General features: G+C 72.1%; 19 protein-coding genes and 1 riboswitch. Of the genes, 8 read left to right on the top strand and 11 right to left on the bottom strand.

Annotation, left to right across the window (positions count from 1 at the left end; all coding sequences use genetic code 11):
- Window positions 1-146: 146 nt before the first annotated feature.
- Window positions 147-605, bottom strand: coding sequence for a cobalamin B12-binding domain-containing protein (locus tag ABR737_RS28000; protein WP_350253213.1), 459 nt, complete (start codon window positions 603-605; stop codon window positions 147-149).
- Window positions 606-980: 375 nt separating this feature from the next.
- On the opposite strand from ABR737_RS28000, the gene ABR737_RS27995 reads away from it, so the two are divergent.
- Both ABR737_RS27995 and ABR737_RS27990 read left to right on the top strand, forming a co-directional pair.
- A complete protein-coding gene (locus ABR737_RS27995) occupies window positions 981-2033 on the top strand; it encodes an esterase/lipase family protein (protein ID WP_502964385.1) in 1053 nt (350 codons plus the stop codon).
- 249 nt (window positions 2034-2282) lie between these two features.
- On the top strand, window positions 2283-4232 hold the full coding sequence (locus tag ABR737_RS27990; RefSeq protein WP_350253211.1) for a peptidoglycan DD-metalloendopeptidase family protein: 1950 nt from the start codon (window positions 2283-2285) through the stop codon (window positions 4230-4232).
- Between the two features lie 162 nt (window positions 4233-4394).
- Here ABR737_RS27990 and pcrA read toward each other — a convergent pair whose 3' ends face one another.
- Window positions 4395-6857 carry a DNA helicase PcrA gene (pcrA, locus tag ABR737_RS27985; protein ID WP_350253210.1) on the bottom strand — a complete coding sequence of 821 codons (2463 nt, stop codon included), beginning with the start codon at window positions 6855-6857 and terminating at the stop codon, window positions 4395-4397.
- 290 nt (window positions 6858-7147) lie between these two features.
- A riboswitch (cyclic di-AMP (ydaO/yuaA leader) is annotated at window positions 7148-7331 on the top strand.
- A gap of 8 nt (window positions 7332-7339) precedes the next feature.
- Here pcrA and ABR737_RS27980 point away from each other — a divergent pair.
- Window positions 7340-8491, top strand: coding sequence for a C40 family peptidase (locus ABR737_RS27980; protein WP_350253208.1), 1152 nt, complete (start codon window positions 7340-7342; stop codon window positions 8489-8491).
- 261 nt (window positions 8492-8752) lie between these two features.
- Here the strand turns inward: ABR737_RS27980 and ABR737_RS27975 are convergent, their stop codons facing one another.
- Window positions 8753-9106, bottom strand: coding sequence for a hypothetical protein (locus tag ABR737_RS27975; RefSeq protein WP_328385051.1), 354 nt, complete (start codon window positions 9104-9106; stop codon window positions 8753-8755).
- Between the two features lie 325 nt (window positions 9107-9431).
- Between ABR737_RS27975 and ABR737_RS27970 the strand changes: the two genes are divergently transcribed.
- Entirely contained in the window at window positions 9432-10631 is a 1200-nt protein-coding gene (locus ABR737_RS27970) for a C40 family peptidase (protein WP_350253207.1), read from the top strand.
- A gap of 38 nt (window positions 10632-10669) precedes the next feature.
- Here the strand turns inward: ABR737_RS27970 and ABR737_RS27965 are convergent, their stop codons facing one another.
- The 4 genes from ABR737_RS27965 to ABR737_RS27950 form a co-directional block, all read right to left on the bottom strand.
- A complete protein-coding gene (locus ABR737_RS27965) occupies window positions 10670-11794 on the bottom strand; it encodes an alpha/beta hydrolase (protein ID WP_350253205.1) in 1125 nt (374 codons plus the stop codon).
- Window positions 11795-11977: 183 nt separating this feature from the next.
- Entirely contained in the window at window positions 11978-12691 is a 714-nt protein-coding gene (locus ABR737_RS27960; RefSeq protein WP_350253204.1) for a LuxR C-terminal-related transcriptional regulator, read from the bottom strand.
- A 197-nt stretch (window positions 12692-12888) separates the two neighbouring features.
- Complete coding sequence (locus ABR737_RS27955; protein WP_350253202.1) at window positions 12889-14190, bottom strand: ATP-binding protein; 1302 nt, start codon at window positions 14188-14190, stop codon at window positions 12889-12891.
- A 110-nt stretch (window positions 14191-14300) separates the two neighbouring features.
- Complete coding sequence (locus tag ABR737_RS27950) at window positions 14301-16250, bottom strand: serine/threonine-protein kinase (protein WP_350253201.1); 1950 nt, start codon at window positions 16248-16250, stop codon at window positions 14301-14303.
- Between the two features lie 250 nt (window positions 16251-16500).
- Here ABR737_RS27950 and ABR737_RS27945 point away from each other — a divergent pair, with 250 nt between their 5' ends.
- Together ABR737_RS27945 and ABR737_RS27940 are read left to right on the top strand one after the other, a co-directional pair.
- A complete protein-coding gene (locus ABR737_RS27945; RefSeq protein WP_350253199.1) occupies window positions 16501-18084 on the top strand; it encodes a PspC domain-containing protein in 1584 nt (527 codons plus the stop codon).
- Window positions 18081-18308 carry a hypothetical protein gene (locus ABR737_RS27940; protein WP_350253197.1) on the top strand — a complete coding sequence of 76 codons (228 nt, stop codon included), beginning with the start codon at window positions 18081-18083 and terminating at the stop codon, window positions 18306-18308. Before ABR737_RS27945 ends, ABR737_RS27940 begins: the two co-directional genes overlap by 4 nt.
- On the opposite strand, the gene ABR737_RS27935 is transcribed toward ABR737_RS27940, so the two are convergent.
- Window positions 18235-19623 (bottom strand): ArsR/SmtB family transcription factor, encoded by a 1389-nt coding sequence (locus ABR737_RS27935; RefSeq protein WP_350253196.1) that lies wholly within the window; start codon window positions 19621-19623, stop codon window positions 18235-18237. The genes ABR737_RS27940 and ABR737_RS27935 overlap by 74 nt on opposite strands.
- A 125-nt stretch (window positions 19624-19748) precedes the next feature.
- On the opposite strand from ABR737_RS27935, the gene ABR737_RS27930 reads away from it, so the two are divergent.
- Window positions 19749-20969 carry an alpha/beta hydrolase family protein gene (locus ABR737_RS27930; RefSeq protein ID WP_350253195.1) on the top strand — a complete coding sequence of 407 codons (1221 nt, stop codon included), beginning with the start codon at window positions 19749-19751 and terminating at the stop codon, window positions 20967-20969.
- 56 nt (window positions 20970-21025) lie between these two features.
- Here ABR737_RS27930 and ABR737_RS27925 read toward each other — a convergent pair whose 3' ends face one another.
- From ABR737_RS27925 to ABR737_RS27915, 3 genes are all read right to left on the bottom strand, one after another.
- Window positions 21026-21574, bottom strand: a complete 549-nt coding sequence (locus ABR737_RS27925) for a TQO small subunit DoxD (RefSeq protein WP_350253194.1) — start codon at window positions 21572-21574, stop codon at window positions 21026-21028.
- A 350-nt stretch (window positions 21575-21924) separates the two neighbouring features.
- On the bottom strand, window positions 21925-23202 hold the full coding sequence (locus ABR737_RS27920; RefSeq protein ID WP_350253193.1) for a hypothetical protein: 1278 nt from the start codon (window positions 23200-23202) through the stop codon (window positions 21925-21927).
- Between the two features lie 873 nt (window positions 23203-24075).
- A complete protein-coding gene (locus tag ABR737_RS27915) occupies window positions 24076-24231 on the bottom strand; it encodes a hypothetical protein (protein WP_350253192.1) in 156 nt (51 codons plus the stop codon).
- On the opposite strand from ABR737_RS27915, the gene ABR737_RS27910 reads away from it, so the two are divergent.
- A complete protein-coding gene (locus ABR737_RS27910; protein ID WP_350253190.1) occupies window positions 24230-24985 on the top strand; it encodes a bestrophin-like domain in 756 nt (251 codons plus the stop codon). The genes ABR737_RS27915 and ABR737_RS27910 overlap by 2 nt on opposite strands.
- The last annotated feature ends 51 nt before the right edge of the window (window positions 24986-25036 follow it).

Genomic DNA, 25036 nt, shown 5'->3' with positions numbered 1-25036 from the left:
CCACCCGGCTGTCCCGCAACTCAGGCCTGCCCTGTGGCTCACGCCTGACCCGTGACCCAGACCTGCCCTGTGCCTCAGGCCTGACCCGTGACCCAGACCTGCTCCGTGCCCCAGGCCCGACCCGCAGCTCAGACCTGCCCTACGGCTCAGACCGCCAGCGAGCGCACATTCGCGTTGACCCACTCCACGATCGAGGCGGTCGTCGCGCCCGGCGTGAAGATCTCCGCGACGCCCTGCGCCTTGAGCGGGGCGATGTCGCCCTCGGGGATGATGCCGCCGCCAAAGACCTTGATGTCCGCGGCGTCGCGCTCCTCCAGGAGGGCGATGACCTTCGCGAAGAGGGTGTTGTGCGCGCCGGAGAGGATGGACAGCCCGATCGCGTCGGCGTCCTCCTGGATCGCGGTGTCGACGATCTGCTCCGGGGTCTGGTGCAGCCCGGTGTAGATCACCTCCATACCGGCGTCGCGCAGCGCACGTGCGATGACCTTGGCACCCCGGTCGTGCCCGTCCAGGCCCGGCTTGGCCACGACCACACGGATCGGACCCGACCTGCCCGCCGTGCCCTGGCTTCCCGCTTGCGCTCCGTCATGCCGAGCCACACTCATCACTGCCTCCAAGCCATGCACGGCACTGTGGTGCCGCCGAGCCGACAACCGATCGCGCGACCGCGATCCGGCGGCCACGAGCGTGAACGAACGTTATCGCCAGCATCCCGTACCCAGCCGTTTCGTGACATCCGGGGAGGGGGAAATCACACCTGGGACACGTTCGCTACGCGCCGTGTTCCGCGTGTCGTACCGCCCCGGCCGGGCGGATCCGTACGCGCGGGGCGGGCGCTCGGGGAGTCGCAGCCGGGCCACCGCGCCGCCGGGCGCGCATCAGGGCGGGTACGCCGCATGCCCGCCGTCGCTGCTCATGGCTTCCCACGAGGGCATACGGGGGTCGAAGCCGCCTCCCGCGTGCCGTTCGGGAGGTCGGCCATGCAGGCCCTGCCCTTTCTCTCCACACCCTTTCGCTCCGCACCGCTCCTGTCCGCACCCCTTCGCTCCGCACCGCTCCTGTCCGCACTCTTTCGCTCCGCTCCCCTTCTCTCCGCACCCCTGATCTCCGCTCCCCTGGTCTCTGCACCCCTGCTCTTCGCGCGCCTTTTCGCCGCGCCCTTCCGGCACGCACGCCGGCTCCCCACCCACGCCTCTCCCCTGCTCCTGCGCAGCACGGCCGTGGAGCTGGCGGTTCTCGCCGGCCACCTCCTCCTCTATCCCACCGGCATCTCCCGGGAACGACCCGTGCCACCGCCCGCACCGCACCCCGCCGCGGGGACCCCGGACGGACACCCGGCACCGGAGACCGCGCAGCCCGCCCCCGGCGCGCCGTCGATGCTGCCGACCGAGGGCCGGGCCCATCCGCCGGTCCTCCTGCTCCACGGCTTCATCGACAACCGCTCGGTCTTCCTGCTGCTGCGCCGCTCGCTGCACCGGCACGGCTGGCGTCATGTCGAAGCGCTCAACTACTCGCCGCTGACCTGTGATCTCCGCAAGGCGGCCGAGCTGCTGAGCCGCCATGTGGAGGAGGTGTGCGCGCGGACCGGGCATCGCCGGGTGGACCTCGTGGGCCACAGCCTGGGCGGGCTCATCGCCCGCTACTACGTGCAGCGGCTCGGCGGCGACACCCACGTCCGTACGCTGATCACGCTCGGCACCCCGCACTCCGGCACCGCCATCGCCCCCCTGATGTCGGCGCACCCGATCGTCCGCCAAATGCGCCCCGATTCGGAGGTGATTACGGAGTTGTCGCTTCCGGCGCCGCATTGCCGGACGCACTTTGTCGCTTTCTGGAGCGAGGAAGACCGGGTGATGGTCCCTGCCACGACGGCCAGAATCAATCATCCGGATTTGCATGCCGACAACGTGCATGTCGCCGGTGTCGGACATCTCGCGCTACCGGTCAGCGGCACCGTCGCCGCCGGCATACGCGAGGCGCTGACCTCGGCACAGACCGCGGAAGGAGCCGCGGACGTCATTTCGGTGGCCTGACCCCGGCCGGTGAGGATGGCCCGACACCCGTCCCGCGCGACGCCGAAACGGCGCCGCAGTGGCTGCCTGATCTTGACGCGTTGTCGAACAAGCATCGAACGGGGCGCCAAGAGCTCGCATGGGGACTGCCGAAAGGCGGCCAAATGCCCGGTCTCGCCGAGCCCAAAACCTGTTGAAGATTGTCGCCGCCGTGTACCGCCGGGTACAGTCGCCGCTAATTCTCCTGCTGCCGAGGCGAAAGAGAAGTTGGTGAACGACCGTCACCCATCGGGGGCTCAGCTCCCGACCGGATCCGCTTCCGACGCCTCGTATGCGCACTATCCCGCTTACGACTCCTACGGGCAGCAGCACTCCCCGTCGGGCAACGCCGAATACGGCGACGGCGACCCGCTCTTCGGCTCGCTCCCCGGCTCGTACGAGACCGGTATGTACGACACCGGTACTTACGACACCGGCAGCTACAGCACCGGGACGTACGACACCGGTACCCACAGCGCGGGCGCCTACGGCATGAGCGCCTATGGCACGGGCACCTTCCACACCGGTGCATACGACACGGGTGCCCACGACACAGGCGCGTACGCGGCGGGCGACGGCTACGCCACCGGTGCCTATGACACCGGCAGCTACGACACCGGCAGCTACGCCTCGGCGCAGTGGGACACCGGTTCCTACGAGACCGGCGCCTACGAGACCGGTTCCTACCCCGCCGCCGACCCGCACCCGGCCGCCGCGGGCTACGACCCGTACGCGCACACCTCGTACGACTCCCCGGCGCAGGACCCGGCCGCGTACGCGTCGCCCGCCTACGACACGGCAGCCACCACGTACGGGAACGCCGCATACGAAGCCACCGCCTACGGGCACGGCGGGTACGACACCGGGAGCTACCCCACCGGCACGTATGACACCGGGAGTTACGCCACCGGCGCATACGAGACCCCCGGCGACTTCGAGTCCACCGGCGGCTTCGAGGCCGTCGGCCTGCAAGCCACCGCTCTCCAGGATGCCTCCCTTCAGGAGACCGCCCTCCAGGAGGCCGCGAGCTACGAGGCCACGGCGATCTGGCCCACCACGGACCGGAACCTGATCGCCGGCATCCCGGCCCAGGCCGGCCCGCCCCCGAACGACACCGTCCAGTGGGACACCACCGGGTGGGGCGACACAGGTCAGGGCGACACCGGTCAGCTCGACTTCACTCAGCTCGACGTCGGTCAGCTCGATGTCAGTCAGCTCGACACCCAGCAGTTCGACGCCGGCGCCTTCGAGACCGACGTTTTCGAGGCCGGCCGGCCCGGGACCGACGGCGGCTCCCCCGGCTGGGCCCCTCGCTCCGACGGCGCCACCGGCACCGGCGATGCCACTGCCGTGGCGGACGCCATGACGCAGGCCATGCCGGTCACCGCCGCGGCCCCCACCGCACGGCGGGTCGCCGGACCGGACGCCGGGAGGGTCGTCCGTGGCCGCGGCCGGAAGCGCCCGGTGAAGCGGTCGGCACTGCTGACCGTCGCCGTCCCCTCGGTCGCCGCCATGGGCGTGTGCGCGGTGGCCGCCGCGTCCGTCACCGGATTCACCGGGGACGACAAGAGCGAGGCGACCGCCCAGGCCGCGCCCGACGCGGGCGCCGTCAAACCGTCCGCGGCCAACAACAAGCTCGACACCCAGCTCGCCGGACTCAGCGCCAGCGCCGACGACTTCCGCGACCGGGCGAGCCGCACCCAGGAGCGGATCGACCTCAAGGAGCGCCAGGCGCAGGAGCGCAAGCGCAAGGTGGAGGAGGCGGCCCGCAAGGAGGCCGCCCGCCCCAAGTTCGTCCTGCCGGTCACCCAGCACGGGCTGAGCGCCACCTTCGGCCAGGCCGGTGTGAACTGGATGTCCGTGCACACCGGCATCGATTTCCCGGTCAGCTACGGCACTCCCGTCATGTCCGCCACCGACGGCACCATCCGCACCCAGTGGAACTCCGCCTACGGGAACATGGCGATCGTGACCGCGCCCGACGGCACCGAGACGTGGTACTGCCATCTGAGCAGCACCAAGATCCGGTCCGGGTCGGTCAAGGCCGGTGACCAGATTGCCTATTCGGGTAACTCCGGCAACTCCACGGGACCGCATCTGCACTTCGAAGTGCGCCCCGGCGGTGGCGCGGCGGTCGACCCGCAGCCGTGGCTGCGCGATCACGGCCTCAACCCGAACTGACGCACCGCCTCCACCCGCACCGACCGGCGTGCCACCGTGCCGCCGTTCAATCGTGACGGCGTTCCACCGTGTCGAGCCGTTCCAGCCGCTCCGGCCGTCTTGGGCCGTCTTGGGCCGTTCCGCCGGGTGACGATCCCCGTCACCCGGCCCGCGCTGCCCCCGTTACAGCTTCTCCACCGGCGCATACCGCAGCAGCAGCCGCTTCGGCTTCTCGCCGCCGAAGTCGATCGTCGCCTCGGCGTTGTCGCCGCTGCCCTTGACGCCGACGACCGTGCCGAGCCCGAAGCTGTCGTGGGTGACACGGTCGCCGATGGTCAGGGAGACCACCGGACGGTCGCCGGCGCGGCGGGTCGCGAAGCCGCTGGGGCCCTTGGCGCGCGACGACGAGAGCGTGGAGCCGAAGCCGCCGCCTCCGCCCGCCGACAGGCCGCCCATGGACGCGGACGGCGTCGCCGGGCCCGTGCGCTTCCACTCCAGGTGGTCGGCCGGGATCTCCTCCAGGAACCGGGAGGGCGGGTTGTACGAGGGCTGGCCCCAGGCGCTGCGCATCGTCGAGCGGGTGACGTAGAGCCGCTCGCGGGCGCGGGTGATGCCGACATAGGCCAGCCGGCGCTCCTCCTCCAGCTCCTTGGTCTGGCCCAGCGAGCGCATATGCGGGAAGACGCCGTCCTCCAGGCCGGTCAGGAAGACGGTCGGGAACTCCAGGCCCTTGGCGGTGTGCAGCGTCATCAGCGTGATCACGCCGCTGCCCTCCTCGTCCTCGTCCGGGATCTGGTCGGAGTCGGCGACCAGCGCGACCTGCTCCAGGAAGTCGGAGAGCGTGCCCGGATTGTCCTCGCCACGGTCCTGCTCGAACTCCAGGGCCACGGCGGCGAGTTCCTGGAGGTTTTCGATCCGGGTCTCGTCCTGGGGGTCGGTGGAGGCCTGGAGTTCGGCGAGGTAGCCCGTACGCTCCAGGACCGCTTCCAGGATCGTGGCGGGTCCGGCGCCGGACTCGACGATGGTGCGCAGCTCCTCCATGAGGACGTTGAAGCGCTTGACGGCGTTGGCGGACCGGGCCGCCATGCCGTACGCCTCGTCGACCCGGCGCAGCGCCTGCGGGAAGGTGATCTTCTCGCGCAGCGACAGGGCGTCGATCATCGCCTCGGCGCGGTCGCCGATGCCGCGCTTGGGGACGTTCAGGATGCGGCGGAGCGGGACGGTGTCCTCGGGGTTGCTGAGCACCCGCAGATAGGCGAGGACATCGCGGACCTCCTTGCGCTCGTAGAAGCGCACCCCGCCGACGACCTTGTAGGGCAGTCCGACCCGGATGAAGATCTCTTCGAAGACGCGGGACTGGGCGTTGGTGCGGTAGAAGACCGCGACCTCGGCGGCCTTGGCGTCACCGGCGTCGGTCAGCCGGTCGATCTCGTCGGCGACGAACTGCGCCTCGTCGTGCTCGGTGTCGGCGACATAGCCGGTGATCTTGGGGCCGGCGCCGGCGTCGGTCCAGAGGTTCTTGGGGCGGCGGTTCTCATTGCGCTCGATGACGGCGTTGGCGGCGGACAGGATGGTCTGCGAGGAGCGGTAGTTCTGCTCCAGCAGGATCGTGGTCGCGTCCGGGTAGTCCTCCTCGAACTGGAGGATGTTGCGGATCGTGGCGCCGCGGAAGGCGTAGATCGACTGGTCGGCGTCACCGACGACGCACAGCTCGGCCGCGGGCATCTCGGCCGTGCCGGGGCCGACCAGTTCACGCACGAGGGTGTACTGGGCGTGGTTGGTGTCCTGGTACTCGTCGACGAGGACATGGCGGAAGCGCCGGCGGTAGTGCTCGGCGACGTCCGGGAAGGCCTGGAGCAGATTGACCGTCGTCATGATGATGTCGTCGAAGTCCAGGGCGTTGGCCTCGCGCAGCCGCGCCTGGTACATCGCATACGCCTCGGCCAGCGTCTTCTCAAATCCGTCGGCGGCCGTCCCCGCGAAGGTCTCCTCGTCGATGAGCTCGTTCTTGAGGTTGGAGATCTTCGCGCTGAAGGACTTGGGCGGGTAGCGCTTGGGGTCCAGGTCCAGATCGCGGCAGACCAGGGCCATCAGGCGCTTGGAGTCGGCGGCGTCGTAGATGGAGAAGGAGGAGGTGAAGCCCAACTGCTTGGACTCGCGGCGCAGGATGCGGACGCAGGCGCTGTGGAAGGTGGAGACCCACATGGCGTTGGCGCGCGGGCCGACCAGCTCCTCGACGCGCTCCTTCATCTCGCCGGCGGCCTTGTTCGTGAACGTGATCGCGAGGATCTGGCCGGGGTGGACATGGCGCTCGGCGAGCAGATGAGCGATGCGGTGGGTGAGCACCCGGGTCTTGCCGGAGCCGGCACCGGCGACGATCAGCAGCGGGCCGCCCGTGTGCACCACGGCGGCCTTCTGCTCGTCGTTGAGCCCTTCCAGCAGCGTCGCCGGGTCGAGGGCGGGGCGGGCGGCACCGTCGCGGTAATACGCCTCTCTGGGCGGGGGCGCGTCGAACCTCCCGCCGAAGAGGTCGGCAGGGATCTCCTCGGGGGCCGGGCCGTGCTCGTCCTCGGGGGGCGGAGGGGGTTCCTCCTCGCCCTTGTGGCCGAGGTCCGCCAGGAAGCTGTCGTCAAAGAGGCTGCTCATCGCCCACCGAGTCTAGGCGGCCGCACTGACAGCCCGCGGCCCAGTAGCCGATTGCGGCCCGCTTTCGCCGCGGGCGGTGGCACCGCGGCAGGTCAGGCGTCCGGGGCGCTCGCAAACCGGTCGGCGGCTCGTCTACCCGAATCCGACATCTGCCATGACAACCCCCGCATCGCGTTCAGGTCACAAAAAGGTTTCGGGCATATCGAACATCAGCCTTCACAGGAGCCACACGAGTTGGCTAACGTCCTCGCTCAGGCAGCCCGCCTCCCCGTGGACGACAGCGTCCGCACGGGCCGCCCACGCCGAGTCCGGCCCTGCCTTCGGGCACCCGGAGCCGGGGACCCACCAGCACCACCGGGGTGAATCGATCCGGACAGCCGTCGCCAGCGGAGATCCGGACCGTAGGGCAAGCCTTCCGTCAGCGACACCGCCCGAACCCGACAGCTAACCCGGTAGGCGGTCCACGGAAGGAGTCGCCGGCCTTGGCGTCGCATCGCAAGCCGCGCACCAGCATTCTCACCTCGCCCGGAGGACGGCGTACGGCGGTCGGGCTCACCACCGCCGCCCTCGCCTCGGCCACGCTGCTCTCGCAGTCCGCCGACGCGGCCCCCCGGGCGCCCAAACCCAGCATCGAAGAGGTCAAACAGAAGGTCGACGGCCTCTACCACCAGGCCGAGGTGGCCACCCAGAAGTACAACGCCGCCAAGGAGCACGCCGACGGCCAGCGGGACCGCGTCGACGGCCTGCTCGACGCCGCCGCCAAGAGGGCCGAGAAGATGAACGAGGCCCGGCGCCGGCTGGGCACCTTCGCCGCGGCGCAGTACCGCACCGGCGGCATGAACCCGACGGCGCAGCTGATGCTCGCCAAGGACCCGCAGCAGTTCTTCGACCGCAGCCACCTCATGGAGCGGCTGACCGGGCGCCAGAAGGAGGCCGTCTCCGACTACCAGGAGCAGCAGGCCGCGGCCGCCCGGCAGCGGGCGGAGGCGACCCGCGACCTGGAGCGGCTGCAGACGTCGCAGGCCTCGCTCAAGGAGTCCAAGCAGTCCGTCCAGCAGAAGCTGACCGAGGCCCGGCAGCTGCTGTCCCGGCTGACCGCCCAAGAGAAGGCGCGGCTGGCGGAACTGGAACGCCAGAAGGAGGCGGCGGCCAAGCGCAAGGCCGAGGAGGCGGCCCGCAAGCAGCAGGAGCGCGAGCGCCGGCAGCAGCACGACGGGGGCGGCCCGTCCGGCGGCCAGACCGGCGGCGGCTCCGACAACGGCGGCTCGACCGGGGGTTCGTCCTCCGCCCAGGCCGAGAAGGCGCTCGCCTTCGCCCGCTCCCAGATGGGCAAGCCGTATGTGTGGGGCGCGACCGGGCCCAGCTCGTACGACTGCTCGGGACTGACCCAGGCGGCGTGGAAGGCGGCCGGCGTCAAGCTGCCGCGGACCACCTGGGACCAGGTCAAGACCGGCCAGCGGGTCGCCACCAAGGACCTCAAGCCCGGTGACCTGGTCTTCTTCTATGACGACATCAGCCATGTCGGCATGTACATAGGCGGCGGCAAGATGATCCACGCCCCGCACCCGGGCGCCAATGTCCGGGAGGAGTCGATCTACTACATGCCGATCTACGGGAGCGTCCGCCCGGGCTGAGGCCCGGCCTTCGCTTCCCCGCCAGACCACCCCCCATGGCCACCCCCCACGGCCACCCCCCACACGCCACCGCGCGGCCGTCGCCTCCCCTCTGAGGAGTGCGACGACCGCGCGGTGTGCCGTTGAGGGGCCTGTGCGTCGGCGCCCGGAGCCCTGCTCGCGGGGGCACGTCGCTGTGGCCGGCGGCCGGAGCCCTGCCACGGGGTGCCGCCGCCCTGGCCTGCGCCCCGAGCCCGGCTCGCGGGGCGTCCGCCGTTCCGCTCAGGTCCAGAGCACGGCGATGAAGATGTTGGCCACCGTCAGCGCACCGACCGCGCCGAAGAGCGGCGGGGCGATCTTCTCGTCGTCCCGCTTGACGTAGACCAGCGCCAGGATGACCACCAGAACGGCCATCTTGATGCCGAGCTTGATGGTGTTGAGGCTGTGGCCCTCGGCCTGGTTGAGGCCGACCAGCACGATGCCGGTGACCAGCATCGTCAGCGCGCCGTGCAGCATCGCCGGCACGAAACGGGCGGTGCCCGCGCCCATCGCCTTCATCTGGGTCAGGAAGCCGCCCAGCAGGGAGGCGATGCCGATGATGTGCAGGCCGACGAAGAGATTGATTACTACGTCCATAGTGCTGGATCGTAGCCGCCGCATAGCACGGCCCTTCAGGCAGGGCGCCCACAATCGCCGCTTCGGTCAGGCCGGGCCCGGTCCCGGCCGCGTGGCCGTGGCGCCATGGTCACCCGCGCACCACCCCCGGTCGAAAGCGAACAATCCCGGGCAAGTGGACTCATCACCGCAACACCCAGGCTTAGCGTCCTCCTCCAGGCGGTCGACTCCCCGCCCTCGCCGGCCTCCCACCGGCGTCCTGTCGGCCGCCCCGCCGTGAGGTGCGACGGCGGTCCGTTCCCTCGTGACGGACCGCCGCCGGGCCCGCGGGCACCAAGGGAAGGAAGTGACGGCCACCGTGGCCTCGCACCGCAAGCCGCGGCAGCATCCGCTCGCCGCGCTCACCGGCGGCGCACGCAGCGCACGCACCGCCCGCACGGCCGCCACCCTGGCCCTGGCGGGTGCCGCCACCGCCACCGGCTTCGCTCCGGCGGAGGCGGAAGCCGCCACCGCCGCCCCGGTCACCGCCGTTGCCGACGGCGCCGGCCAGGCCGCTCACCGGCTCACCCCCGACCGGGTCAAGGACCGGGTCAACGCGCTGTACCAGGAGGCAGAGGTGGCCACGCAGAGCTACAACGGCGCGAAGGAAGCCGCCGGCGCCGCACGCGAGGAGCTGAGCAGGCTGCAGGACGAGGCCGCCCGCCGAACCGCGGAACTGAACGCCGCCCGCAGCGAGCTGGGCACCGTGGCCGCGAGCCAGTACCGCTCCGGCGGCGTCGACCCGACCGTACGGCTGCTGCTCTCCGCGGACCCGCAGCGCTATCTGGACGGCGCCGCGGTCCTGGAACGGGCGGGCAGCCACCAGGCGACCGCGGTGGCCGGGTACGCGCGCCGGCTCGGCAGCGTACGGCAGGTCCAGCGGCGGGCCGAGGACACCGCACAACGGCTGGCGGACACCGAGGCGGCGCTGAAGAAGCACCGGGTCACGGTCGTCCACAAGCTGGGCGCCGCCGAGCAGTTGCTGAACCAGCTCACCGCGGAGCAACGGCAGCGGATGGCGGGCCGCGGCGCTGCGCACGGCGGCGCCGGCCAGGGCCGCGGGACGGGGCACGGGGGCGGTCTCCCCGGCAAGGTCCCGGCCGGTCCGGGAGCCGCCGCGGCTACGGCTGCGGCGCAAGCTGCGGCGCAGGCCCCCGACCCCCGGGCCGCGCGGGCCGTCGCCTACGCCTACGCCGCCCTCGGCAAGCCGTACATCTGGGGCGCGACGGGCCCGGCCGGCTTCGACTGCTCGGGGCTGACCCAGGCCGCCTGGAAGTCGGGCGGGGTGTCGCTGCCCCGTACGACCTACACCCAGATCAGCTCCGGACCGCGTATCGACAGGTCCCGACTCGCCCCCGGTGACCTGGTGTTCTTCTACTCCGGCATCAGCCATGTGGGGCTCTACATCGGGGACGGGAAGATGATCCACGCGCCGCATCCGGGGGCGCCGGTGCGGATCGCGCCGATCGACCAGATGCCGTTCGCGGCGGCGACCCGGCCGGCGTAGGGGCCGCCGTGGCCGGGCGCGCCGGGCGGGCCGGGCGCTCAGGACCTGAGCTCAGTCCCCAGCCAGCGGAAGACCTGCGGTACCTGGTGCTCCCACACCTTCATGGTGTGGCCGCCGGCGCCCGACGAGATCTGGTGGACGTTCACCGTCGTCGGGAACCGCGCGAACTGCCGCAGACCGAGGCCGGCTTGGTAGCCGTCGCCCGCCGCGCCCGACACGTACAGGGCCGTACGCGGCGGCTTCCCCGCGGCGTTGGCGGACTTCAGGATGTGCATCGGGTTGGACTCGACGCGCAGCTTGGGGTCCTTGCCGGCCAGCGAATCGCGTTCGAGCGCCGGGTCGTTGTAGCCGGACATGGCGACCGCGGCGCGGTAGCGGTCCGGGTGGGACAGGGCGAGCTTGGCGGCGCAGTGCGCGCCCGCCGAATAGCCGGCCAGGGCCCAGGAGTCCGCCGTACTGCCGGCCCGGAAGTTGTCCACGATCATCTTGCGGACATCGACGGTCAGCCAGCTGTCGGCGTTGACCTTTCCGGGGATGTTGACGCAGCCGGTGTCGGCGCCGGGGAAGACGTCGGTCCGCGGTGACACCAGGATGGCCGGCTTGACCTGGCCGTTCAGCATCATCGGCCGGAGCTGATCGGCCACCCGCAGGGAGCCCAGCCAGGTCTTCGCCGAGCCCGGGTAGCCGGGCAGCAGCTCGACCACGGGGAATTTCTTGTTGCGGTAGGCCGGGTCGTTGTACTGCGGCGGCAGCCATACGTACACCTCGCCCTGCACGCCCGAGATCCGGCCCCTGAGGTCGGTCATCTGCACGCCCGGGCCCACCTTGGGGTCGTCGGCGGGGCGGAACCGCTGGAGCTGCTTGGGCTCGTTCTTGATCTGCCGGCCGCCCATGCCGTCGGGGCCGAGGTTCCGGGCCTCCTCGATATGGCTGCCGGTGCCGAGCAGATCGCCCCAGGTGTCGTAGAGATTATTGGCGTTGTTGACCATGACGAAGACCACGGTGATGGCCGTGACCTGGGCGAACAGCAGCATCAGCAGCCGGCCGAGGCTGCGCAGCAGGGGCGGCCCGGTTATTCGGCCCCACAGGGCGAACGGCAGCACAAAGGCGACGATCAACAGCAGGATCGAGGTGAGGAAGAAGGGCGTGCCCGTCAGGCTCATCGGGATCTCGTTTCCAGGACAACTACGCGAAGGACGTGGGGATGGTTCCGGCCCCGCCTTCGGCAGTGAGCCTCTCCGCGCCTTTAGATGGTGATCCGCGTGGGCCTGGTTGCCCGTCTTTGGCCGTTCTTTACGACCCCGTCCGCCGGCGGCCCGTTCCCGGGCGCGCGGCGGTGGTGCAGGTCAGACCAGCCGCCGGGCCGCCGCCCAGCGGGTCAGCTCATGGCGGTTGGAGAGCTGGAGCTTGCGCAGCACCGCGGAGACGTGGGATTCCACGGTCTTCACGGAGATGAAGAGCTGCTTGGCGATCTCCTTGTACGCATAGCCGCGGGCGATCAGCCGCAGGACCTCGCGCTCGCGCTGGGTGAGGCGGTCCATGTCCTCGTCGACCGGCGGGGCATCCGTGGAGGCGAAGGCGTCCAGGACGAAGCCGGCCAGCCGCGGGGAGAACACCGCATCGCCGTCGGAGACCCGGAAGACCGCGTTGACCAGGTCCGTGCCGGTGATGGTCTTGGTGACATAGCCGCGGGCGCCGCCGCGGATGACGCCGATGACGTCCTCGGCCGCGTCGGAGACGGAGAGCGCGAGGAAGCGGACCGGGCGCTCCGCGTCGGCCATCATCGCGGCGCTGCGGCGCAGCACCTCGACACCGCCGCCCCCGGGGAGGTGGACGTCCAGGAGGACGACCTCGGGGCGGGTGGCCGTGATGACCGTGACCGCCTGGTCGACATCGGCCGCCTCGCCGACCACCTCGACGCCGGTGCGGGCGGTTTCGCCGATCTCGGCCTGGACGCCCGTACGGAACATCCGGTGGTCGTCGACCAGCACGACCCGTACGGTCCGGCCCCCGTCCGCCTCGCCGCCGGTCCCGCCCTGCTGTGCGCCCTCGCTGCTCATCTCTTCCGCCCGTCCCTCGATGTCTGCCCGGCCATCATCCCGTGCTTCGCCCCCTGCTCCGTCCCGTGCTCCGTCTCCTGCTCCGTCCCGCGCCGCCGTCACCGGCCGCCGTTCGACCGGTCCGGTCATGTGGCCACCACCGGCTACCGCCCGGCCGGCCGACGTGTGCCGCCACCGGCTACCGCCTGCCCGGCCGGTCATGTGCCGCCCTCCGTCGTCGGGCGTTCCATCTCCAGCTCGACGACCGTGCCGCCCTCGGGGGCGGAACGCAGCCGGGCCGTACCGCCGTTGCGCTCCATACGGCCGATGATGGACTCCCGTACGCCCATCCGGTCCTCGGGGACCGCGTCCAGGTCGAATCCGGGTCCGCGGTCGCGCACCGAGACGAAGACCGTACGGCCCTCGACCTCGGCGAACACCTGCACCGCACCGCCCTCGCCACCGTACTTGGCGGCGTTGACCATCGCCTCGCGTGCGGCCTGTATCTGGGCGCCGAGAGTGTCGTCCAGCGGGCAGTCGCCGACGATCACGACTTCGATGGGGACACCGTGGTCGTCCTCCACCTCGGCGGCGGACGCACGGACCGCCTCCGCCAGGGTGGCCGGTTCCTCGTCCTCCTCCTTGCCGCGGCCTTCGGGTTTGTAGAGCCAGGCGCGCAGCTCCCGCTCCTGGGCGCGGGCCAGCCGCGCCACCTCCCGGGGGTCCTCGGCGTTGCGCTGGATCAGGGTGAGGGTGTGCAGGACGGAGTCATGGACATGGGCGGCCACTTCGGCGCGTTCCTGGGCGCGGATGCGCATCAGCCGCTCCTCGGAGAGGTCCTGGGTGATCCGCACGAGATAGGGGCCCGCCAGCAGCGCGATGCCGACGACGACGGCGAGCGAGGCCTGCAGCACCGAGCCGAGATGGCGCACCGAGCCCTGCAGCACGACGATGCCGGTCACCCCGACGCCGACCAGCAGCACACCGGCCGCGCCGCGCACCACCGGCAGCACGCCCTTGCGGCGGCCGAGCTCAAGCCATTGCGCCCGGCGGGAGTTGTCCGCCTGGCGCCACACCAGGGCGACACCGGCGCCGATCAGCAGCACCGGCCAGACATAGCCCTTGGCCTGGCCCAGCTGGAATCTGGAGGCGACGATCGCGCTGCCGATGAGCAGCGCGATCAGCGCGAAGACCTGGCCCTTGTCGGGCTTGTGCCGCCGCAGCGCCCACTTCCCGCCGGCCGCCGCGGCGGGGTACCGGCGGTCCACACCGCCGACGCCCAGCGGGACGAAGAACCAGAACGCGGCATACAGCACGGCGCCCATGCCGTCGGCCAGGAACAGGGCCACGAAGACGATCCGCACCCAGGAGACCGGCAGCCCGAGATGCCCCGCCAGACCGCGCGCGACACCGCCGAGCAACCGGCCGTCGGCGCTGCGGTACAGCTTGCGCACGGGCGGTTCATCGGGGTCCGGCGCCGGGGCGTAGCCCGATTCGGCGCGGGGCGGAGCGGTGGTCATGCCCCCGATCGTCACACGGCGCCGGGGCCCGGGGCATCAGGGACGACCCTGAACCCGTCCCTGACGTTTCTCCCCCTCGTCGCTGCCGCCCGCTGCTCCGCCGGCCGGCCTCAGCTCTTCGGGTCGGTCCTGCGGAAGCCGTCCTTCGCCACCTCGAAGACCTTCTCGAACTTGGTCCAGTCGGCTTCCGGCGCGGAGACGTAGATCGCGTACTCCTTGCCGCCCTCACGGCCGAACCCGAGGTCGATCGCCCGGAAGGGGCGGGCCCGGCCTTGGAAGGTGGACTCCCAGATCGCGGCGGGATCGTCCTGGAAGGTCGTCGGCTGCATCCGCAGCCGCGAGTAGATGGGGTAGATCTTCTTGAACTCCACCTCGACGTCTTTGAAGTGCTGCACCTGATCCGGCGAGGAGAAGTCCAGAACGCTCAGGGTCAGCTGGGCGCGCTCGGTGTCCTCCGCCTCGGAGGCCCCCGAGGCATAGACGATCTGCCGGCCGCCGTCCTTGACAATGCGCCTCCACCCCTTGGGTACCGGGATGGTCACGCCGAGCGCCGACTCCTTTGCCGTCCGGTAGCCGTCGGGGAGGGGCGGCGGCGGTCCGAGGGTGTTCTTCGGCGCGCTGGGAATACTCGGTGCGCCCTTGTCGGAGGCGCTCTGTGCCACACCGGAGTCGTCATGGCGCATCAGGTACCAGGCCGTGCCCGCACCTCCCCCGGCGAACAGCACCCCGACGACGCTCCAGATCACGGCCCGGGCGGCACGCCCCTTACGGGAGGCCTTGCCGCCGGACAGCGCTTCCGTCCGGTTCCCGTCGGCCCGTCCGCCGCCGGCCCCGTCCGGGAGAGCCATGGGGCCGGTGACGGCGCCGCCGCCGAGATCCGTACCCGACGTGCCGGTGCCAGGGCCGGTACCCGAGCCGACGCCCGTCCCCGTGCCGATGCCGGTACCCGAACCCGTGTTCGCGCGCAGGCCCGTGGCCGTGGCGGCGCGCGTCCCGGTGCCGGTTCCGGTGCCGGTGCCCGTCCCCGTGCCGACGCCGGTACCGGTGCCGGTCCCAGTCCCGGTCCCGGTGCCACCCGAGGTGTCTCCCGTCGCGCCCGTATGCGGCACCTGACGCGTCGGTGCCTCCGACTGCTCGCCGGACGCGGCCGGTTCCGCCTCCCCGCGTCCGGCTGTGCCCAGTGCCAGCGTCGGCCAGCCGTGCAGCGCCGTCTCCGCCTCCGCCTCGACGGCCCGCAGTGCCTGCTCGACGACCTCGGCCGTCGGGCGGTCGGCCGGCTCCTTGGCGAGCAGCGCCTCGATCAGCGGGCTCAGCGACCCGGCGCTGCGCGGCGCCTCGAGCGGATCCATGGCGATCGCGTACGCCGTCTCGACCGCGGTGTCCTTCCGGAACGGGGGCCGCCCCTCGACCGCTTGATAGAGCGTCGCGCCCAGCGCCCACAGGTCGGAGGCGGGACCCGGGCGACCGCTTCTGACCCGCTCGGGCGCCAAGTAGTCGATGGAGCCCACCAGCTCGCCCGTCTTGGTGAGCGTGGACGTACCACTGGCGACCGCGATGCCGAAGTCGGTGAGCACGACCCGGCCGTCCTCACCGAGCAGCACATTGCCCGGCTTGACGTCACGGTGCAGCACACCGGCGGAGTGTGCGGCCCGCAGCGCCGCCACCATGCCGCGTCCGATACGGGCGGCCTCGCGCGGCGTGACCGAACTGTCCTGCCGCGCGGCCTCCTTGATGAGATCGCCGAGGGTCGTCGAGGGGACGTACTCCATGACGATGCACGGCATGCCGGCGTCGTCCACGACGTCGTGGACCCCCACCACATTGGGGTGGTTGATGCGTGCGGCGGCCTGCGCCTCGCGAGTGGTGCGCTCGTAGCGCCTCGCCAGTTCGTCCGCTTCGAGATACGGGGCCACATGCAGACGCTTGACCGCGACCTGACGCCCAAGGACCTCATCGCGGGCCCGCCAGACGGTGCCCATACCGCCCTGGCCTATCCGCTCAACCAGGCGATACCGCCCGGCGACCAGTCGCCCCTCGTCCACCGACGCCGCCTCCGTCACCGCACGCCCCTCCGGAAACCCGTACGTATTCAGGGGGCAACGATAGTCGCCCATGCCGGTGGAACGGGCTCCGCCCACCGCTTGTCCGCACGCGTGTTCCGGTCCGATGCCTAAGCGGAGGGGCATATACGAAGGCACGAGGGGTTTCGGGACCCCCCGGGGGCATATCGGGGCCGCCGTCGGGGATCTCAGGGATCTGCCAGGGTTTCCACTGATGCCCGGAGCGCGCCGCGCTTGTCACCATGGGTCCATGAACGATGCAGCCCCCGTCGACGAGTCGGCGCCCTCCGACCCCGTCGGCCCCACTTCGCCGCAGGCCCCGCTGCGCCGCAGCCGGCGGCGCAAGGTGATCGGCGGGGTGTGCGGCGGGCTGGGCCGCCGGTGGGATCTCGACCCGGTGATCTTCCGGATCGTGCTCGCCGTGCTCTCCGTCGGCGGTCTCGGCCTCATCGTCTACGGCTTCGCCTGGCTGCTCATCCCCCTCGACGGGGAGAACGAGAACGAGGGCCGCAAGCTGCTCTCCGGCCGGGTCGAGGGCTCGGCCCTGACGGCCCTGCTCTTCGCGCTGGTCGGCTGCGGACTGTTCCTGACGACCCTCGCCAAGGGCAGCATGATGTCGTTCGCCATCATGCTGACGCTGGCGGCGGCAGGTTCCGCCCATTGGTCCCGGCGGCGCCGGGAGATGGAGGCCAAGGGCCCGGAGTCGGTGGACGCCGCCACCGCCCAGGCCGTCGCCGACGCCCCGCCCGAGACCACGGCGCCCCCGGTGCCGGCCAGTCCGTCCTGGTGGCGCAACCAGCGCTCCAGGGAGGCAGGCGGCCCGGGCTATCTGTGGGGGCCCGAGAACACCCCGCTCCCACTGGACATCACCTACCGCCCCGACCACGGCGCGGGCGCGACGGCTGCTGACCGATCCCGCTCCTGGCCCGGCGCCGGCAGTCCGCCCGGCCCATCACCGTACGGCGCACCGCCCGCCCCCGCCCCGCGCCGAACTCGCCCCAGCGGCCGCCCGATCGGCGGCTGGACGTTCCTGCTCGCGCTGCTCGCCGGAGGCGCCACGGCCCTCACCGTCTCCCACCAGGACGGCTTCGCGCCCGCCCTCCAGGCAGGGCTGGCAGGCGCGTTGGCCGTCTTCGGCCTGGGACTCGTCCTCAGCGCCTGGTATGGGCGGACGGGCGGCGGCACGGTCTTCATGGTGGTGTGCACGACCGTGCTGCTGGCGGCCGCGACGGCACTGCCCGACAACCTCACCACCGACTGGCAGCAGCGCACCTGGACTCCCGCCACCATCGGCGCCGTCCGGCCGCACTACGAGGTCGGTTCGGGGGAAGGGCGGCTGGACCTCGGAGCCCTGCCCCTCAAGGACGGCCGTACGGTCCACACCAGCGCGCGGGTGGGCTTCGGCCGCCTCCAGGTGACGCTGCCGCACGGTGTCACCACCCACCTCCATATCTCCCTCGGCTTCGGCGACATCCAGTTGCCCGGTGAATCGCCGCGCAACGTGGACTTCTCGGCGGGAGGCGACCAGCGGACCATCACGCTGCCCGCCGACGGCCTCAAGAAGGGCGAGAAGCCGCGCGGCTCGCTGGATCTCGACCTCGCCCTCGGCGCGGGCCAGGTCGCCATCGAGCGCGCGACACCGGCCTCTTCCCCTTCGGCCCCCGCCCCGTCGGCCCCCACCCCATCGGCCTCCTCACCCTCGGCCCCCTCACCGTCGGCGCCCGCGTCATCCCTGCTCACCCCCTCGGCAGCGTCGGCGCGTACCCCGTCGGCCTCCGCACCATGGGTCCCCGCACCGCTGACCGCCCCCACCCCCGAGGGAGCCCCCGAGTGAAACGCCATAGCTTCGAACCGGCTCGGCTGATCGCGGGCCTCACCGCCCTCACCATCGGCACCGGCTACGGCCTCGACGCCGTCGGCCTCTGGCAGGCCCCCGGCCTCTGGCTCTTCCTCGCCCTACCCGTCGGCCTGATCCTCTCCGGCATCACCGCCGCCGTCCGGGCCACAACCCGCCGCAACACCCCGCACCCCGACCCGCCACCCCTGCCGCACACCTGACCCCCGTGATGACGCCCCCCCGTGACCGCCGTGACGCCACCCCTGACCGCCCCACTCCGCCACGACACGAACGCCCGCCCCGGCGGCCCTGGGCCTGTTGTCCGGGGACGTCGCTCGAACTGCTGCCGCAGGTGCCTGGCGTCCAGGCCGCATCGCCAACCGGCAGATCTCGCCAACCGGCAGGTACGGACCGATGAATCCCCCTGCGGAGGCAGAGGCCGGAGCAGGTGCAGCCTCGCGCCGGATACGGCCCGGCGCCCGGCGCCGCCCGGCGGTCAGAGCCGGTCCGGCGGTCAGAGCCGGCCCCGCGGTCAAAGCTGGCCCGGTCAAAGTTGGCCCGACGGTCAGACCCGGCTCTGTGCACGGTGCACGAGGAGGTTGCCCAGGGGGTGCGGTGGTGGATGACGGCACGCCCGGCCCGGCACGTGGTGATCAGGCCCGCGCCGCGCAGGGCGGTGGTGTGGACCGAGACGGTGGCGTTGCTGACGCCGAGCCGCCGGGCCAGGTCGCTGGTGGTGTGCTCGTGTTCGAGGAGCAGGAGCATCGCGAAGCGCGTCCGGCCGAGCACCTCGGGCAGTGAGTTCTCGCGTGCGGACGGGAGCGGCAGGCCGGGGCCGGCCGGATAGGTCACGGCCACGGGGTGGCCGGGCAGGTCGGAGACGAGGGGATGGCCGGTCCAGTGGAAGGTGGGCAGGAGCAGCAGACCACGGCCGCCGTCCGGCCTGATGTCGAGACTGCCCGGCGCGTCCAGCTCCCAGACGCTGCCGACCAGCCGGGAGCCGGGGACGAGGGCGGTGAGGGCGGCGCCGATGCCGTGTTCCGCGACGGTCACGGCGTGGCGGGTGAATTCCGCGTGATGCAGGTCCTGTACGGCCGGCCAGACCGGTCGCAGCACGGCCTCGAAGGCGGCCTGCTGCGCGCGGCTGAGGATCTGCCAGGCGTCCGCGTCGCCCCGGTGCAGGTCGCGGACCCAGGGCGGAGGCGGAGAAGAGTCCGGGACGCCGGCGTAAACGCGCTCGAGTTCGGCGCGGACCAGCTCCGGGCGCCAGGAGCGGGCGGCGTCGAACCCCTCTTGCAGCGTGTCGCGGAAGACGTCCAGGAACCCGGGGGCCCGTCCGGCAGGCACGAGGTCCCTCAGCGGAAGCACGGCGTCGGGCAGGGAGCGCAGCAGCCGCCCCCGCCAGTGGCCGAAGAGCAGATCGCTGTCGCGGCCGCACGCCATGGACAGGGCGGCGTTCAGTTCCTGCAGCGGTGCGGGCCGGGGCGCGAAGCGGATGCGGGCGGCATCGGCGACGGTGAGGTGGATCCGGATCACTACTCCCCCTGCCACAACGCCGCCATGGTTTCAGGCAGAGCCTAAAAGATCGCCCGTGCCCGCCGCCGGGCGCGAGCATCCGGGGCATGGAGTCTTCATCTTCGTCAAGAGGCGTGAGTCGCCGGATGGTTGCCAGGTCCGCCCTGGCGGCCGGCACGCTGCTGCTTTCGGGCGGCGGCATCGCACGAGCCGCGGTACGGGGGCGGGAACGGCCGGCGGAGGGAGCGGCCCTGCGGCTGCCGGCGCCGACCGGGCCACATCCACTCGGGGCGACCACGCTCTACCTCGTCGATACCGGTAGACGCGACCCGTGGGACCCGTCCATCCCCGTCCGCGAGGTGATGGTGACGGTGCTCTATCCCGCCGCGCGGGCGGATGGCGGCCGCTACCCGATCACACCGCAGATGCCCCCGAGGACAGCAGCGCATTTCGCCCGGATCGCCCCCCGGAGCAACCCGCAGCTGCCGTCCGCCGGGGTGGACTGGGCCGCCACCATGACCCATGCACACGCGGGCGCACCCGCTCAGGCCACACGACGGCCTGTCGTGCTCTACAGTCCCGGCGGTGGTGACCCGCGCACCCTCGGCACGTACGTCGCCGAGGAGTTGGCGAGCCGGGGCTACGTGGTGGTGTCGATCGACCACCCCGGAGACGCCTGCGCCGTGCAGTTCCCCGTCACCACGAGCTACCGGCGCAAGCGCATCCGCACGACGGTGTTCCGCACAAACCCCTGGACACAGCCGGACGTCTACCGCACCATGATCGACGCTCGCCTCGCCGATATCCGGTTCGTCCTGGACCAGCTTGAGCTCCTGGCGGCCGGGCACCATCCCGACACCGCCGGCCGCCCGCTGCCCCGGCACCTCCCGCAAGCGCTGGATCTGACACGGGTGGGCATGTACGGGCACTCGGCGGGCGGCACGGCCGCTGCCCAGGCCGCGTACGAGGACCGCCGGATCCGCGCGGTGGTCAACCTGGAAGGCTACCTGGCCTGTCCGCCGGACCAACCCGGCGAGCCGGCGCCGTTGTTGCCCGTGGCACGGTACGGAATGAACCGGCCGATGCTCCTGCTCGGCACCGACGGCTTCCGCAACGCGGACATCGACCGCTCCTGGTCGGCCATGCTCGACCACCCGGGACGGCGCACCCGCCGACGGCAGATCGACGACGCGATGCACTGGGTGTTCAGCGACTTCGCCGCCCTGGTGCCCCAGCTCCAGGCGGACGGCCTGATGACCGCCGAAGGCCGCGACCAGATGGTGGGCGCGCTCGACCCGGCGCGCTCGGTACCCATGGTGCGCGACCCCGTCCTCACGTTCTTCGAGCGCAATCTGCCCGGAGCATAGGTACTCCCCGGCCGGACAGCGGCGTCCTGGCCGGACCGCGGCGTCCCGGCTTCTCGCTAGCCGAACAACTGCGTCCCATGCCGCTTGCGGCGGTGGGCCCAGGCCGCGTCCAGGGAGAACCGCGGGGTGCCGGCCAGTACGAGCGGGACCCAGGCCATCAGGTACGCGAGGTCGTTGCCGTAGTAGTACGGAGTGGTCGCCCAGCTCACGGTGAGCCACAGGGACAGCGAAATCAGCGCACCGCCCAGCGCCGCCAGCCGCCCCAGCAGGCCGACGAGGGTTCCGAGGCCCACCGCCAGTTCGCCCGCCGCGATGGCGTAGCCGAAGCCGACCGGGTTCTGCTGCGCGAGGTCCACGAGCTGCGGCAGCGCCGCCGCGTCATGGACCTGGCGCAGCGTCTCACCGATCGATCCCGCACCACTGGCCGCCAGGAACGACCGGTCCATCAGCTTGTCGATGCCCGCATAGAGGAAGGTCGCCCCCAGAAACAGCCGCAACGGCAGCAGCGCATGGCGCGCCAGCCGCCCCCGCAGCCCGGCGACGCCGGAGCCCTCAACGGCCACTCCCCCCAATTCGGCACCGATCGTGCGATTCGCGTGAACCATGACGTCCGCCTCTCCGTTGCCTCCGGGCGCAGACGATTGTGCCCCCGCCCACGCCTCCTGGGGAGATACGTACGCACGTACGCGAGAGGTTCAACGGACCGATGCACTTCGGGCGGCTGCGGCACACAAAATCATCACCCAGCGGCCGCCCGGGCGATGCCGCACCGCCCCAGCCGCCCTCGGAAGGCCGTTCCACACTCTCCGGACCCGCACCACACTCCCCGGAGCCGCATCACAAACCCCGGCCCTGCCACGCTCTCCCGGGCCCGCCGCATTCCCCAGTCCCGCCCCACCCCGGCTCCGCCACGCCCGGCCCCACGACGCCCCGGCCGCCCCACCCACCGTGGACCTCAGTCCAGCACGTCGACCGGGTAACCGTTCGACTCCACGCCCGCCGCCGTGATCACCCGGACCGTCACCCGCCCCGGCTCGACATCGACCGGCACGGGGACGGTCAGCACCCCGTCCGTCGGATTGGCGAAGCCGCCGGCCACCGGAACCAGGGGAACGGGGACGTGGACATCGCCGATCCGCACGACGGTCCGGGCGAGCCGGTCGGGTGTCCCGGCGCCCGGCGGAACGAAGCCGGCGCCGCGGATCTCGATGTCGTCGCCGGTACGGACCGGCGCGGCAAGATCACCCAGCTCGCGGGAGCGGACGACGGAGAGGATCACCGGACGCCCGCCCGCCACCGCCTTCCCCCACAGATAGGTCGCCCCGGAGAGGGCGAGGAGCACCACCAGCCCCCAAGGAAGCTGCGGCAGGTGCCCCGGCTCCCCGGCCAGCCGCACCAGGGCGCACACCAGCACGGCCGCATTCACCAGGACGTACTGCACATCCAGGAGGCTGCCCCGGCCCGCGTCGTCCGCCAGCAGGTCGGCGGCCCGCGGCCGCTGGGCGGGCACCTTCTGCAACCGCCCCGACCGGACCCGCGCGGCCACCAGCCCGTACGCCACCACGGCCACCCCGCACCCGACGGCGAGCGTCGTCAACAGGGCACCCGACCGGGCGAGTTCCAGGCCCTGGAGCAGCGCCCGCCGCTCCCCCGGCCCGGCGGCCGCCGCCAGCTGCACGGCCGTCGTCAGCACGGCGAAAAGCACCGCGGCCGCCCAGCCCGCCGCCACCGTCCGCGAGGTGGACAGCCGTCCGTCCTCGCCGATCAGCGGCGCCAGCGCCCCGCCGTGCGCGCGGTGCCACCAGGCCGCCGCCGTCAGGCCCAGCGCGAGGACGACGGCCGCGAGCAGCCCCGCCGTACGGGACGCCGTCCAGCCACCGCCGATGGCGGTCAGCGCCTGCCCGAGCAGCAGCGCGATCACCGCGCCCCAGACGACGAGCAGGGTGCGCCACCGTACGGACGCCAGCCAGGCGGCCCCTTCGGCAACGCCCCGCTTGGCCACCTCCCGTGCGGACAGCGTCAGTTCATCGGAGACCCACTGGCGGGCGGCGCCGGCGGAGCGGGCGAGCCCGGCCGGCACCCCGTGCCCGGCGGCGAAGTCCTCGCGCAGCGCGATGAATGCGGCGACCGCCTGCCGGTGCCCCGTACGGGCGCCGTGCGGGCACCGCCCGCACTGGCACTCGCCACCGGCGGCACGCTCCGCGCCGTCCCCCGGCTCGCCCGTTCCGGCCATCCTGCCCGCCGCCTCAACCGACACGTCCGTTACCGCCCGCCGCCTCGCCGCCAACTTGTTGTCTGCAAAGGCGAATTGTGCCCCAGGTGGCCGGGGCGGATATCAAACGTCCAGTTGGTGACGGGTGGCGGGCGCATCGGCGCGTTGACGTACGAAAAACGGCGCGCCCCGTGCCGTCGCACGCGCCCGGTAGCTCCGTACCGGTGTTCGCAGACTTCTGCCCGCCCTTACGCACACCTGACCGGCAGCCGACCCCGAAAACCCGGCGCGTCCCCTATTCGGGCGAACCGGGGCACGGCGACGGCTGAGTGGTCCACGCGCTGCGCAAGCTCTCGCCGTGTGCCAAATACACCGACCTCATGGATCGCACCGCGGCATTGACAGACGCGGCGAACTCGGCAAACGCGGCGGCATCCTGCGCCTGGGCGCCGTGCTTCTGACCACCGCCACGCTCCTGCTCCTGACCGGTGCCGCCGCACTGCTCGCCGGCGCGCCGACGGCAACCGCCCATGACCGCCACCACCGCGCGCCGACCGGCGACAACTGCGCCTATGCCGGTACCGCGCCCCCCGTGGACGTACCGACCGGCTTCCCCATGCCCCGCCACTGGCACTTCCCCTGCACCGAAACCAAGCCCCCGCCCCCGGCCTCCCACAAGCCGGCGCCCCGCCCACCGAGCCCGAAGCCCGCGCCCCCACGGCCGCCCGCGCCCAGACCCCGGCCGACACCACCACCCCCGCCGCCTCCACCGCCCCCACCCCGTGCACGCCCCGTGGCCCCGCCGCCCGAGCCGGCGCCCAAGCCCAAGCCCAAGCCCAAACCCAAGCCGGTCGTCAGCCGCCCGGCGTCACCTCCGCCCGCCCTGCCCCGCAGCTATGCGCCGGTGTCCCACAAACCGCGCGCCGGGCGCTCCATGGTCACCACGACTCTGCTGATCACCGCCCCGGCCGTATTGGCCGGAGCCGCCCTCCGTCCCCGTTCGAGCTCGTCCGGTTCCGCCGGGCGCCGTTCCTCGTAGGAGGTCTCCATGTCGCAATGGCTGGTGCTGACCCTCGCCATGGTCGCCGCCTGTGGCGTCGTCCTGACCATCACCGTCCTCAAGGAACGCCGGATCAGCGAGGACGACGACCCGACCGAAACGCCTGATGTGATCGAGTATCTGACGATGATGGTGGGGGTGGTGTACGCGATCGTGCTGGGCCTGGCCATCGCCGGGGTCTGGGAGGCCAGGAGCGCGGCCGAGGACACCGTACGGACCGAGGCGCAGGCGCTGCACGAGGTCAGCGCGCGGGCCCGGGCCTACCCCGCGCCGGTCCGGGACCGCATCCGCTCGGACGTCGGCACCTATGTGTCCTACGTCGTGCACAAGGAATGGCCGGTCATGGCCGAGAAGGGCGAACTGACCGACCGCGGCACCGCACTGCTGACGAAGGTCCGGGCGGATGTCACCGACTACCGCCCGCGCAACGACTTCGAAGGGCAGTCCTACCAGCCCCTCGTCGACCAGGTCGCGGTGGCCGACGGCGCCCGCTCCGCCCGTGCGGACGCGGCCGGTTCGACGCTTCCGGGCGTGGTGTGGTTCGGGCTGATCATCGGCGGCGCCATTTCGATCGGCGTCATGTTCACCCTGCAGATCCGGCGCTCGGGGCGGGAGTTGCTGATGGCCGGACTCTTCAGCGCGTTGATCGCCTTCCTGCTGTTCCTCGTCTGGGACTTCGACGCGCCCTACAGCCGGGGCCTCGCCGCCGCCGCACCGTTCTTCGATCTGTTCCCGCACCCGTGAGACGGCCCCGGGCCCTGCGGGACGGCCGCCCGCACCGCAGGGCCCGGCCGG

The sequence above is a fragment of the Streptomyces sp. Edi2 genome, assembly GCF_040253635.1.
Taxonomy (GTDB): Bacteria; Actinomycetota; Actinomycetes; order Streptomycetales; family Streptomycetaceae; genus Streptomyces.
The sequence above is the reverse complement of the archived record's forward strand: the minus strand, read 5'-3'. Positions and strand labels throughout refer to the sequence as shown.

What these genes read in the sequence shown, in the direction of transcription:
- ABR737_RS27910 (WP_350253190.1), top strand. Translation starts at nt 24,230, where the DNA reads ATGTCGCAATGGCTGGTGCTGACCCTCGCCATGGTCGCCGCCTGTGGC.
- ABR737_RS27975 (WP_328385051.1), bottom strand. Translation starts at nt 9,106, where the DNA reads ATGGACGTAGTAATCAATCTCTTCGTCGGCCTGCACATCATCGGCATC.
- ABR737_RS28000 (WP_350253213.1), bottom strand. Translation starts at nt 605, where the DNA reads ATGAGTGTGGCTCGGCATGACGGAGCGCAAGCGGGAAGCCAGGGCACG.
- ABR737_RS27965 (WP_350253205.1), bottom strand. Translation starts at nt 11,794, where the DNA reads ATGAGCCTGACGGGCACGCCCTTCTTCCTCACCTCGATCCTGCTGTTG.
- ABR737_RS27915 (WP_350253192.1), bottom strand. Translation starts at nt 24,231, where the DNA reads ATGGAGACCTCCTACGAGGAACGGCGCCCGGCGGAACCGGACGAGCTC.
- ABR737_RS27945 (WP_350253199.1), top strand. Translation starts at nt 16,501, where the DNA reads ATGAACGATGCAGCCCCCGTCGACGAGTCGGCGCCCTCCGACCCCGTC.
- ABR737_RS27995 (WP_502964385.1), top strand. Translation starts at nt 981, where the DNA reads ATGCAGGCCCTGCCCTTTCTCTCCACACCCTTTCGCTCCGCACCGCTC.
- ABR737_RS27960 (WP_350253204.1), bottom strand. Translation starts at nt 12,691, where the DNA reads ATGAGCAGCGAGGGCGCACAGCAGGGCGGGACCGGCGGCGAGGCGGAC.
- ABR737_RS27920 (WP_350253193.1), bottom strand. Translation starts at nt 23,202, where the DNA reads ATGGCCGGAACGGGCGAGCCGGGGGACGGCGCGGAGCGTGCCGCCGGT.
- ABR737_RS27925 (WP_350253194.1), bottom strand. Translation starts at nt 21,574, where the DNA reads ATGGTTCACGCGAATCGCACGATCGGTGCCGAATTGGGGGGAGTGGCC.
- pcrA (WP_350253210.1), bottom strand. Translation starts at nt 6,857, where the DNA reads ATGAGCAGCCTCTTTGACGACAGCTTCCTGGCGGACCTCGGCCACAAG.
- ABR737_RS27930 (WP_350253195.1), top strand. Translation starts at nt 19,749, where the DNA reads ATGGTTGCCAGGTCCGCCCTGGCGGCCGGCACGCTGCTGCTTTCGGGC.
- ABR737_RS27955 (WP_350253202.1), bottom strand. Translation starts at nt 14,190, where the DNA reads ATGACCACCGCTCCGCCCCGCGCCGAATCGGGCTACGCCCCGGCGCCG.